7 protein-coding genes are annotated in these 13371 nt (G+C 39.6%); 1 reads left to right on the top strand and 6 read right to left on the bottom strand.

Going from position 1 to position 13371, the window contains the following annotated elements; genetic code table 11:
• The 6 genes from CWD91_RS00035 to CWD91_RS00010 form a co-directional block, all read right to left on the bottom strand.
• Complete coding sequence (locus tag CWD91_RS00035; protein WP_205164581.1) at window positions 1-2811, bottom strand: NPCBM/NEW2 domain-containing protein; 2811 nt, start codon at window positions 2809-2811, stop codon at window positions 1-3.
• Between the two features lie 241 nt (window positions 2812-3052).
• On the bottom strand, window positions 3053-4819 hold the full coding sequence (locus CWD91_RS00030; RefSeq protein ID WP_103438917.1) for a SusD/RagB family nutrient-binding outer membrane lipoprotein: 1767 nt from the start codon (window positions 4817-4819) through the stop codon (window positions 3053-3055).
• 17 nt (window positions 4820-4836) lie between these two features.
• Window positions 4837-8232: a SusC/RagA family TonB-linked outer membrane protein gene (locus CWD91_RS00025; protein WP_103438916.1), complete on the bottom strand. Its 3396-nt coding sequence runs from the start codon at window positions 8230-8232 to the stop codon at window positions 4837-4839.
• A gap of 309 nt (window positions 8233-8541) precedes the next feature.
• Complete coding sequence (locus CWD91_RS00020; RefSeq protein WP_103438915.1) at window positions 8542-10695, bottom strand: alpha-N-acetylglucosaminidase; 2154 nt, start codon at window positions 10693-10695, stop codon at window positions 8542-8544.
• Window positions 10696-10718: 23 nt separating this feature from the next.
• Window positions 10719-11549 (bottom strand): sugar phosphate isomerase/epimerase family protein, encoded by an 831-nt coding sequence (locus CWD91_RS00015; protein ID WP_103438914.1) that lies wholly within the window; start codon window positions 11547-11549, stop codon window positions 10719-10721.
• A gap of 13 nt (window positions 11550-11562) precedes the next feature.
• The gene (locus CWD91_RS00010; RefSeq protein ID WP_103438913.1) at window positions 11563-12291 is read right to left on the bottom strand and encodes a phytanoyl-CoA dioxygenase family protein; all 729 of its coding nucleotides are present in this window, start codon (window positions 12289-12291) and stop codon (window positions 11563-11565) included.
• An 87-nt stretch (window positions 12292-12378) separates the two neighbouring features.
• Here CWD91_RS00010 and CWD91_RS00005 point away from each other — a divergent pair, with 87 nt between their 5' ends.
• Window positions 12379-13242 (top strand): AraC family transcriptional regulator, encoded by an 864-nt coding sequence (locus tag CWD91_RS00005; protein ID WP_103438912.1) that lies wholly within the window; start codon window positions 12379-12381, stop codon window positions 13240-13242.
• The last annotated feature ends 129 nt before the right edge of the window (window positions 13243-13371 follow it).

The raw sequence follows: 13371 nt of genomic DNA, 5'->3' as shown, positions 1-13371 counted from the left end.
TCAATAAATAACAAACCAAGTACTGTCGTTGGCGGGAATTTCCACTTTTAATTCTACGGAATAATCCCTTGCCAATTCATAGCTTATTTTTTCACCTTCCTTCTCCTTAATGCTAACTTCATTGGAGTGTCCTGTGTAATAAAGGGGGAGTTTTATGGTTTGGGACAAGGTCTCGTTAGTAGGGTTAAAGAACATGGCCAGTCCCTTTTCGTTTAAGTCGGGATCAACGTGCATAACACCATCAATTTCCCTTCCATTGGCTCTTTTTAGGTGTACAATGGGTGCATTGAGTATCTGGCGGTATTTTTTGTACCAATCAACCACTTCTATTACGGTCGACTTTGTTTTCTCGGTATCGTACAATCGGGGACCCCTATAACAGGCCTGAACTCCCATGCCATAGTTTTGCACCATATGGGCCTTATAGGCCTTTAAATGGGTGTCCAGAGGCTCTATAGTGGCTTCTGCTCCACCACCGTGGTATTCCGTTAGGGGAACAAAGGTCCAACTCATGCTGGGAAGCCTGTCGTAGGTTCCGTCATACATATTCTGTCTGCCTAGCACCAATTGTCGTTCACGTGGTAAGGACCAGTTCACCTCACGATAACCAATTCCATTTTTAGTGCTGCCACTAAGATAATACCAATCCGGAATATTTAGGGAAATTCCTTTTTCGTTGCACCATTTGTAGAAATTGGTAATTCGTTTCCAAGATTTCCATTGGGAATCCTCCAGTCCCTTATGACCTACATGTAAGGTGGAGGAACATAATTGACCGGGGTAGGAACCATCATGTTCCAAAAGATCAAAACCGGTTTTTTCGAAGAAGGCTGTTAATTTTTCAAAATAGTCAATTCCCCACTCACTATTTAAGCAAGGAGAGCTACCATGAATTACGCCACCCCTTTTTCCCGTTTCCGGATTAATAACATCTACCTCCTCACTGATCCATCGGCTCGATAAAAGGGAATATCCACCAAGCTCTATGCCTTTGGAATGGGCATAATCTGCCAAGGACTTAAATTTATTAATATTGCTATCGGATAGGTCCTCCATGTTCAGGCCACTTCCAAAACTAAGTATGACCATTTCATAACCCGTTTCGGCACATTGGTCAATAGCTGCCTTTACTTTGGTATCATCTGTTGTTGTCAAATGTAAAAATAAGGGGTTTTCCGTTGTCCATGGGGCTATTAAGGAATACATGGCGTTGGTATATAGGCCTTTACGCTGTTTATCATAACTATCAAAGGGCATTTCCCAAACTCTAAAGGATTCGAAGGTAGCATCTTTTTCAATGGTTTCATTTGGACCAATAGGAAGTTTGCATTCCAACAAACAAGGGGTGGATAATAAATAACTTGCCTGCGAAGTATACCGCGCATCTTTTTCCCAGTGAACCACTTTGTTGGCATTTTTCATGGACATGGAATGAAATTCAAAATCGCTTTCCACATGAATGTTGGGGGTCTCCCATCCTTTTTGTTTTTCCACGGCACTTTCGGCCTCCACCATGGCGAGGATTTCACTCTTAAAATTGTTTAAAACAATGGATTCTGATCTGTTGTTCTTAACGGTGAACCATTTGCTGATCAAAGGAATGCCATCATAGATTTCATAATGCACCTTCACTGATAGGTATTTAAATTCCGGATGTGTATAAGAAAAAATAATGTGTTTTCCTTTGGTCGGACTTTTAGGTTTGGAAGACCATCTTTTGTTTGGCCAGTTTATACGCTCTTGAATATCATCAATCTTAAAATCGGTAAGTTGAAACGATCCTGCCGGACTCCACATCTGTTCCAGCCATTCCTCTTTTAAATAGCCATATTCTATCTGTCCGTCCAGACCACCAACCGCATATTCCTGTCCGTCTATGGTAAGCATGGCCTCCGGACTAACACCGCGGAGCAGCGATTCTCCAGATACAAGATTGTTAAAACCAACTGTGGCACAGTTAGGGGTTAGTCGGAAAGTCCTACTGATCAATCCGTTGGAAATTACAATTTCCTTTCCACTGGCCTGTTGGTAAACCGTTGATGGCAAGCTAATTTTTTCAATCAGCCAATCTGTCCTTACCCCATCTTTATAGATGTCTTGGCCAAGAGGTAATTTTTGTATTATGGGTTTAATGCTGTTATTAAAATTGGCATCAACAGTTTTTAATTTATTAAGATAATTGGCATCTACCAATTGTGGTTTAAAATTGGAATAGTTGATGGTTGCATTCGCCCAAACGGCATGGTCACCAGAGACACCATCACCGCTATCCTCTACGCTGAGTTCCATGACTTGAATCCCACTTAAGTCTAAATTTACTTTGATGGCCTTGCTTCCACCAGTAATTTTTTTGCTTTTCCACAATAATATTCCATCTCCCTTAATTACGAATCTAACACTTCCATTGCCCATGTTGTCTTCAGCGTTGCCAATGCCTACAAATGTTTTATCCTCTTCGTGTTGGGAATAGAATAATTTATTGCCATCGCTTAGTGTATTAAATTTCACTTTGGGCGGAAATTCATGTTTGTCCTGAATCCCGACCTGGGCCTTGAATTTTTTACCCTCACCGTCCAGGAAAAGAAATAACTTGCTTCCGGACAAGGTGCCAATACCATTTTTAAATGATTCTCCCCCAATTTGAATCGGGACTCCGGTGATCGCCTTGTTTTTTTGGGCAGACCACCAAGGTTGTTCTGGTTTTTCTATATCCAATTCGGATATGGATAGAATACCCGAGGCCGATTGCTGCGAATACGAGGCCATAGTGAATAACAGGAATAGTGGTAAATATATTGTTAGGTATTTCATGGATATTGTTTCGGAAATTTTGGCGTTTTTTGGTTTTACCAAGATAACTTGGTTCTTAGTTCAAGGCAACCAATACCTAGACTAATATTGATATTATTTTTGCTGAATGCAATGTGTTATTGATGCTTTTGTGCAGTGTGAAAGGACCTAATTGGGTTTAAATTACAAAAAAATGGTTGACCAAACATGTTGGCCAACCATTTTAAAAAATAAACACAGACATTATTGTCAATGATTCAATTTAATTTCCTCCACTACCAATGGTAGGGTTGTTTTTATCCCACCAAAGCCTTTGGGAATTTAATACACTTGGTGTTTCATCCCTAGGGCTGGTAAATCCTTGATCAGCATTGGATTGCAACCATTTAGCGACATTGAGGTCACCTGGTTCAGGAGAAGGAATTCTTCTTGGAAAAGGAATTTCGGGGTTATCGGTGGCCGATCTTGCTAACAATGAAGAACCATATTTTGGATATCCAGTGCGCATGGAAAGTATCCATCCTTCTTCCGGAAGACGATAAAAATTTAGAAACTGTTGAATGTATACCTTTTCCAAATCATCCGTTCCATTCAATTGTAAGGATGGGTTGGTAAGATAATTGGATATTTCATCTTCACTTATGGACAAATAAGGATATTCTTTATTTGCTACCCGCATGATCAGATCTTGCTTTTCACCCAACATATTATAGGTTCTCAGGGAAGATTCAATTCCTTTTCTGTACCAGTCCGCCGCATCACCTGAGGTATAGCCTTTTAGAATGAATTCGGACATCATAAAACATACTTCGGAATAGGATATCATTACGTCCACATAATTACCTTCTGGTTGTGGCAATCCTCCATAGCGAAAATTGCATTCCTGAATCAATCTTCTGTTATATTTGGATAGCATTGTAGCATTAGGTCCAACTGTATTTGGTTGATCTGCAAATAAATAGTAATCGGGTACTCCAATATTGGGATCATTTCTAAAAGCAGGTAATCCAATAAAGCGATATCCTAATACATCCTCGCCTTCAGCAGTGGTGTATAATACAGCATTGTCATTGGTGATGTCTACCGCAGGTGAAATAGCTGAAGGATCGGCAAAAGCATCAATGGTCTCTTGGGTATATCCATTGGGCTCGTAAAATATTCTCAACCTGGGGTCGGAAGTGGTTTTCATGAATTCCACCATTGGTTCTGCAGACCACATTACACCTTTCCATTCAAAATCGGCACCTGGAGAACCTCTGTAGGTACCTCCTAGATCAAATGTGAATTGGTCATCGTCACTTTCGATCAATCTACCATCGGCCACTACGCTGGTAATAATTTCTTGGGCTTTGGATTCATTTTGACTTAATAAACGTGTTGCAATTCTCAATTTAACCGCATTTGCACATTTAATCCATTTCGCGATATCACCTTTATAAGCGATATCATTGGAAGCAAAATTATAGCTGCTAGTAATATTTTCGTCCATTTTTTGAATGGCCAAATTTAATTCATCTACAAGCTGTAATAAAACCGCTTCCTGTTTGTCATAATTGGGATCTAATTTACCTTCCCTACGGCCATCGGCTGCTTCAGAGTAAGGAATATCACCATACTGGTCCGTAATTCTAAGTGCAAAAAAGGCCTGAAGGATATCAGATGCAGCCACCATTTTTTGATAGAATTTTTGTTCTTCTTCAGATAGTTCAGAAATCTGAAGTCTCATCTCAGTTAAATGGTTCATTATTTTCACATAGAATGTGCCATATTTACTTCCAGGTAGAATGGTATTTATATCACTATCATTGGCTTTTCCCTGCACCAAGTACTGGGCCCAGGTCATTTTTTGATGGTTTTCGTGATACCATTCACCGCCATTTTTATAGGTAACCATTTCCTTTTGAACATAGGTGAACAAAGTTTCTGGTGGTGGCACCCCTATGTCAGGATTCGTATTGATTTCTGCAAAATCGTCGTCACAACCTGTAAAAATAACCAGGCCGATTAAAATATATATTACTTTTTTCATGTTGTAAATTTTCAAATTTAGAAATTGAGTTTTAACGAAAATGAAACAGATCTAATGTAGGGTGATGACTTTTGTTGAAGTGGGTTCGCCGCTGCATTACTACTTAGGGTAGGGTTTATATTATCCGGTAAGGAATTATAAAGGAACCCTAAATCCCTTCCAGTCAATGCCAATGAAGCACTTTTCACTAGAAGTTTGTCCAAAATTTCCGAAGGAACATCATATGTTAAGGTTACCTCTCTTAAGGCTACCCAGCTAGAGGTATAAACACCGGTAATTGGAGTACCAGTACTGGCTGAAGTCCATCTGTAAACGTATCCCGACCAATGTGTTGGTTCTACCAGACCTTGGTCGTATGCTTGTTGATATGTTAAGCCACCAACATCTACGTTGGTTCTATTGTCGGAAGGCCCTGAGGTAACGGTTGTGCCATCAGGAAAGACTCCATTGGGAATATACCCGTCTTCGTAGGTCTTACCGAAAAAGTTTTGTCCCTGTCCTTCGCTTGTCCATGTAATACCGCCTTGGGAAGCATCCCTATTGGGCAAAGAACTTTCCAAAACACCTTGATGTAGACCGTATCTGGCATCAGCTGAATAAATTTCGCCGCCAAATTTAGCGTCTACAATCGCACTCAATCGCACTCTTTTATATCTTACAGAGGTGTTCATGCCACCATACCAATCTGCCTGCATGTTACCCATTACGAATAAGGAATCCTTGTTCTGGATGCCAATTGGATATGCAACAGACCAACCGTTTCTATTTGCCAAAACTGGAATACCTTGGTTAGCACTGTTAGTACCGTCATAATAATCGTAACCTCTTCTGGTGACCAAGTCACCATAGTTACCTCCAACATAGGCATAAGAAGCGGTAGCCGAGTTGGAGTCATCTGGATTCCCGAATAATCTAAACTCGTTTATACCTGGGGCCAATTCAATAATTTTATCGCGGTTATGGGTGTAATTTGCACCTATATCCCAGCTAAAATCCGGGTTGTCTACAATCTTTAAATTTAAGGCTGCTTCTATACCTTGATTTTGTAGGTTACCGGCATTGATCAATTGATTATCTATTCCAGATTCTGAAGGAACCTGTAATGGAATAATTTGATTTTTTGTGTTGTCCTTGTAATAGGCAACGTCCAAACCAATACGGTTATTCCAGAATCTTAGATCCAAACCTGTTTCAAAGGAATATTTCTTTTCAGGTTTCAAATTTACCGAGACAGCCGTATTATCTTCGAACCTAAACATATTTAAGTCGGGGTTTTGACTGAAATTATCAGCTACAAATCCGGTTGATAACCTGTATGGGTCCGTGTCATTACCAACAATGGCGTAGGAGGCCCTTAATTTGGCAAAGGATATAAAATCAGGTAGTTCAAAGGTTTCCGAGCTTACCCAGCCTAAGCTGGCTGATGGATAGAAATAAGAGTTGTTGCCTTTACCATTTGGGTAAACCAAAGCAGAAGACCAGTCATTTCTAGCAGTGGCACTAAAATAAAGTTCTCTTTTGTAGCTGGTATTGAAAAAGGCGTAAACTGAATTGATCTTTTTTCTTGGTCCAATTCCGCCACCGGCTCTAAGTGCATCCTTTGAGTTGGCCAAAGAATAGAAATCACGAATTTTAAATCCACCCGTAGTGTTGCTATATTGGCCTTGTTCCTTAGAAGTCCACAATTCTCCTCCCAACAACAAATCCATTCTTATATCATCATTGATCTGTTTGTCGAAAAACAACTTGGCGGAAAAACTGTGTTGAAATTTTTCTCCGTTTCCAAAGTAGTAGGACCCGTTCAGTCTATCTCTATTGTCTGCAAAGGTCTTAGTTTCTTGATTATAGGTATATTGGTTAATATTTCCATCAAGAGTTGCTGTAATATTGTCCGAAATCTTATAATTCAAGTTAATATTCGAGATAAATGAACCCTCTGTACGGATATTATCGTCTTCAAGAGCATGGGCCCAAATTCTGCTCATTCTGGTAAAATTATAGTTGTCTCCATTTGGGTGTGGAACTCCACCGTCAACGTCCAAATAGTTATTCTTCCACTTGTTCACATCATAGTTTCTTGGGAAACCGTCGTGAAACCATGAAGTAAGTCCTCCTGGTTGCAAAGGATTCTTTGCTTTGGAGCGAGTGTAGTGCATTACGGCATTAACAGTAAGTTTGTCTTTTATCAAATCATGAGATCCTTTGAAACTTAAAGAATTCTTGTCAAAATCGTTCCTTAACTCTACCCCTGATTCGGAAAAATTGGAAAATGATAATCGGAAACTACTTGTTTCGCTACCTCCATCAATGGCCACATTGGTATTCCTTATAAAACCAGTATCAAAAGAGTCCTTGTAATTATTTGGCTGGGCAGACCATGTAGCTCTAGAACCATCATAGTCTATAATTTCCTGGCCGTCAAAACGGGGTCCCCAACTGGCTGCATGTTCTTCATAAGAATCAAAAGCCATAGATGGTAGACCAGTGTCCAAATCATAGGTAAAGAACTGGCCAGTGTCATGTGCATCGTCCCTTGTTCTTGTATTGGGGCCGTTGGTTACAAAGCTAAACCCTCCTGCAGTAAGGCCGGAACCATACTGATTTTGAAAATTTGGGGTATCATAAACAGTTCTTACCCCAACGGTCTGGTTAACACTAACTCCAAGTCCCTTGCTTTTTTTCCCAGATTTTGTAGTTACGATTACAACTCCGTTAAGTGCACGGGAACCATAAAGTGCCGAGGCTGCAGCTCCTTTTAAAATAGAAAAAGATTCAAAATCATCAGGGTTAAGATTTTTTAGTTGGTTACCCCAATCTGCTCCACTTTCACCACTTATATCATTGTCCAAGATTACTCCATCCACAACGAAGATCGGTTGAGTATTCTGATCAAATGTTGAATTACCTCTAATCGTTATCCTAGTACCGCCAAAAGTTCCTCCAGAAGTGGTGCTTATTTGTACCCCAGCTGTCTTTCCTTGCATGGCATTTATTGGATTAATCTGCGCCACTTGGGCGATATCGTCACCTTTAATTTCAGATACGGCATATCCTAGAGCTCTTTCCTCTCTTTTTATACCCAAAGCCGTTACTACGACCTCCTCCAGTTGACTGGCATCTTCTTGCATAGAAACATTAACGCTAGTGGAATTGCCAATGGTTACATTTTGTGTTTTCATTCCTAAATAAGAAAAGACAAGTATGTCACCTGTAGAAGCCTCAATATTAAAATTTCCATCGAAATCTGTTTGTGTGCCAATTGTGGTCCCTTGGACCACAATGCTTACTCCAGGTAAAGGAGCTCCATCGTTTGCATCCGTAACACTTCCGGATATTGTTTTGCTTTGTGCCATAACTCCATTAAGACAGAGAAAGGTTAAAGCCATTAAAAAGAAATGAATCTTCTTGTTCATATGATTTTAGTTATTTGTTAGTAATTACAGCTTGAGTTTAGACCGTATTTGGTATTAAATTTCTTAACTATATGTTAAACACTATAAGATTATCGACAAACAACTATGGGGAATACCTAAATGACTGATGTGAATGGCTTTTCGAAAATAATATGCGATTTTAGGTTGTAATATTTTACCCAATTAAGATACTATTTTGACCCTATATTTATCAATAATTTGAGTCTGGGTATTTTTTATCTTAACTTTTTTAATGATAAGGATGAGATTGTTGAAATGCCTGGTATGGGTCCATTCTCAATAGTCCAATTATTTTGAATTAAGTAGTATTGCTTTTATCTCGGCAATTGGGTCTTCATATGGCACGGTGTTATTTTTCCATTCTGAAGTTATCCATCCTTCTTCCCATTTCAACGTATCAAAATCCTTACCATGTTTATTGGCGTCCAACCACAATTGCCACCTTTGGGCATAGTAATCCCCAATCAATCCACTCCAGGTGCGTGCCGCATATTCGTTTACGCCACCTCCCCAAGTCGTAATCAATCTTTTGGCATTGCTTTCGTAATACAATTTTTCCTCTGGCGTGTCCCCAAAATTCCTAGCTAGGTCAACCCAATTACTTAATTTGTGCTTGGAGTGCGAAGCTAGAACCCTATCCAACTTTAACATTAAATCTATGGCATTCTGATAGGTTTGGTACTTTAAATTTTCGTTGGTTTCACCTTCGGCCTCATTAAATAAGGAGTCGATTTTAAGTCCAATGGCCTGGGCCCCAATTTCTATAGCATCATAATTGTATAATTCCTTATCATCAATGTCATTGGAGGCTTCCAAAAAAAGCTTTGCTGCCTCAAGGAAATCACCTGAGTTATGAACCGTGGCCGAACCTTGATCGGGCCTAAATTGATATTTAAATCTTGGATGGTCGGTAAACGTTCCTAAGGCGGACTTGCGAAGAAGATTATAGGCTCCTTTTAAAGATTCAGGGTATTTTCCATAACGGTCCAGACAGTAGTTTTTTATCCACTCGTCCAGATTTATTGCTTTTTCCCTCCAACCCCAATCGGCCAATAGCTCATAGATTATTTCGTTGTTTTCAATTCCCTCTGGAGCAAACCCAAAGCCTACAAGATTTTTTTTACCCTTAAAATTAATGGCTTCCTCCGGGGCTTCGGCGTAAAAATCCAGTACCCCGTTCAAAGGTACCTTGCCGCCCATATTTGGGATAAAGGAATATATCCATTGTTTGCCAAAAAAGCCATCGTACATTTCCCATGAATAGGGAATTTTCCAGTAGAGGGCATTGTATTCATTGGCCATATCCAATATTAACAATTTATCATCCGGTATTCCGCTCATCATTGCCTTCAATCTTTCTGGAGTCCAGAAAAGATTTCCCTTCTTGTCCCTGTGATAGGGAAAGGTCCATCCCTGCATTACCCAGACGGCTTCCGGATTGGCTTCTGCTATGGGTTCGTAGACCGCCTTTCCATAGCTGGCCAGTTCTTCGTTGGCCATTTCTGGATCATCGGACAAGGGGACATCCATTTCATTAAAGCTATCTGCCAAATAGAATTCACCCTTCCCAAATTCATTCTCCCATTCTTGGATGTATAGTTTTCCAATTTTTTTAAAAAGTTCACTTTTTGGGGATAGAATCTGCACTTTTTCATCAAAACCACCCCAACCTAATTCCCTTAATTCTTCATTTGGATATATTCTTTGCAATCCTTTGGGCACAAAACCGGCAAAGGCATGAACAATGGGATGCATGTCCAATTCCTTCATACGGTCTTGCATTTTATGGGCCAGTCCTATTTGCTTTTCAAAGAAAGAAAGGGGAGGGGGACCGTCCCAATTTCCAATATTTCCCATTCTGTTCCAAGGGAAATGAGCTGGTCCCGAGAAATATTCCAAAGCTTCCTCTTCCGTTAACCCCAATTTTTTAAAGGTTCGCAGTAAAATTGCCTCATGTGCACCCGCTATTATGGGCATATTCATTCCGTGTAGGGCCATCCAATCCAACTCCTTTTCCCAACGTTCCCAATCCCAATACGGTGTCGTGTAACCATGGGTAACTGTGTTTAAGTAATAACGATATTTAAAGGGTGTGGTCGTTGTCTTGTTGTATTTGGGTAATATTTCTGGAATATGAACTTTGTTTCCAGACCAACTAACTATGGAATGTGTGGCATTTTTCAAATAATCATAAGCTCCTCTAGTCAATGCCGTGGGCGATGTTCCAGTTACCACTATCTTATTGTTTTCTACCTGTACGGAATAAGTATCCAAGGTATCTTTTCGAGTGAAATTAAAAATAAAGTTGGAGGCGTTTTCAGGACCCAAGGCTCTACTAAGAACATCTTGGGCGGCTTTTGCTTCTGAAGTTTCCCGTTGTGATGAAGGAATACAGGAAATATTTATTAAGAGGAGAAATAAAATTTGTAATGTATACTTCATAAAAATTGTGTTGATCTTAAGTGTTAAGAAATAAATACCTTTTTGGTGTAGTTTTCTATTATTTCTTTTCGAATAAACTCATTAATTTCCCATTGGTCGTTCATTGGGATTTGAGTATTGGGTTTAAATGGAGCATAGGGATGTGGACCATATTCAGGTGTAATGGTGATAAAGGGGCGTTTTTGTTTTAAAGCATTCTCGATCATTAAGCTCCACCATTTACCAAATAGATCCAGCTCATTTTTATAGTTTTCGTCCCGAGGATCAATGACCTGTGGACTTTGGGCCGAACCTACCCTAGCATGGATATGATAGGTATGTTCAATGGCTTTTTGTACAGCCCTGGGTTGATTTTCCAACAAGGATTCAGCAACGCAACACCAATGTGATAAGTCGGAGGTTAGTTTAAGAAAGGGATATTCCTTCAAATATGATAAACAGGCATGGGCAGCAAATGAAAACCGGGAGCGATGGGTTTCATGGGTAATTATAACCCCTGTTTCCAATTCAATTTCATGGGCCAATTCAATCAAAGTGGCATTTTGAGAATAGGTAAAGAAATCCATGCCGGTATGCGAATTCACAAATAGGGGGTTAGCTTCCCCCAGGTTGTATAAATGCCTTTTATATTTTTCCCGGTGCTTTTCAAAATTTACTTCCTTCGTTTCCCAATGTTGGGCAACGAAATCCAATTCCATATCCTTCAACATGGAACAAATCTCTTTCTTTTCTGTGCTATTTAGTGGAAGGTCTATTTCAACACCATGATAACCGGCCTTCTTAACCTTATTTAAAAATACCGGCCAAGCCAAATCTGAACTTCCCCATCGAGGATATATAAATTTAAGAAGCATATTTAATATTAATTCAATTTCTCTGCTTTCTTTCCCCAGTATGGTCTACCCCCTGTTCCCTCTCATAATCGATCATTTTTTTTGGCCTAAAATTTAAAATCAGGGCCCTACGTTGGGTGTCCGTGGTGTTGCCCTGACTAAAATGAAGGGTATGTCCATCATGAAAAGTGCATCCGCCAGGCAATAAGGGAATACTTTCCGCCTGTGAGGTGTCGGTTTCGCAAAATAGAGCTCCTCCATTAGGCATGTTTTTATGGGGAAGGATTGGTTTCCCTTCCGTTTTGGGAATAAACCACATACAACCATTTTCTTCAAACACTTTATCCAATGCTATCCAACAACTAGCCGATCTTTGGTCCGGCATGTTGATCCAATAGGCCGCGTCCTGATGCCAAGGGGTAGGGGTATTGGTGTTTGGTGCCTTATTGATCATCATATCAAAATCAAGTTCCATGTCTTTACCTAAAAGGTCTTTGGCCCATTGTAAAGCTTTTTTATATGCGCTGGTTTTTAACAATTCCGGAACGAGACTACTGGGTCTCATTATTTGGGTAATACGTTCAACCTTTTTGTTGGGATTGACTTCTACCCCGGCGAGGTCGCTCCTCAAATGGGCGGTTTTGACTTTGTCCTTTAATAATTCATCGTAAAAAGTCCTAAGGCCTTCGACTTCAGTAAGGGAAAGTAAGCTTTCAATTTTAATATATCCGTCTTTAAGGAACTTTGTTTTTTTTGATTCCATATTTCAAGTTTGCTGGCTCCAAATATGTAATTTAAATATACAAAAGTCTTCTAATTTTATACTATATTACTTTTTTATACATTTTTTATGGATTTAGCATCACAGGATAGAAGGGTATACAATCTACAGGACTTTGGAATAAAAAGGGCATTGTTCTTTGGTCATTATCGATACAAAGAAGTAAAACCTGGCCTCTCGGGTCACCAACATCCTGGGGCTTTGGAAATATGTTTTTGCATGAAGGGCAAACAATATTATAAAATCGGGGACCATTTATATGAACTTAGTGGAAATGATATTTTTGTAGTGCCCCCCGATACTATTCACAGTACGGGAGAATTTCCTGAAGATAAAGGGGAGTTGTTTTGGCTTCAGATAATTTTGGATAGCTCAGTTGGTAAGCTTTGCAACATGTCTACAAAGCAATCGGACTTTTTACTTAGTGCACTACTGGATAAATCCCAATGTATATTTAAGGGTTCGTTTCAATTAAAATTGATTTTGGAGAAACTGGTAGATTATTTGGGAAATGTAGATTCCATATTGTCCAGAATTATGGTAGATCAATTGATTACCCAAATATTGTTGGAAACCGTCATCTTGTCCAAAAAAGTCCAACAAAGTCCACCATCCATAAAATTAAATTCCTTGGATAAGTTTATTCAGAAAAATCTATTTAGGATTGTATATGTTGATGAAATGGCCAATTTCATGGGAATGTCCACAGGGTACTTTAAGGCTTGGTTTAAGAAGGAATCCGGGATGCCTCCAAAGGAATATGTGAACCGACTGAAGATTGACCAGGCAAAAATGGATCTTTTGACCACTAAAACGGTTACAGAAGTGGCATTTGGCTTGGGTTTTGGTTCTTCCCAGTATTTTGCCACCACTTTTAAGAAGTTTACTGGTTATACGCCCAAATCCTATAGAAGACTGCAAAGAGAAGTATAGTACAGGACCAATCCTAAAAGTTGTGTGTGAATTAGAAAAAGATAGGATAGACTTGCCCAGAGTTTGTGTTCTGTTCATTTTTTGCATCGCCCAAAAAACGACCAGGGCTGAATAACCAAGGTACGGTGT

Origin of the sequence: Arenibacter hampyeongensis (assembly GCF_002909255.1) — a bacterium.
Taxonomy (GTDB): Bacteria; Bacteroidota; Bacteroidia; order Flavobacteriales; family Flavobacteriaceae; genus Arenibacter; species Arenibacter hampyeongensis.
The sequence above is the reverse complement of the archived record's forward strand: the minus strand, read 5'-3'. Positions and strand labels throughout refer to the sequence as shown.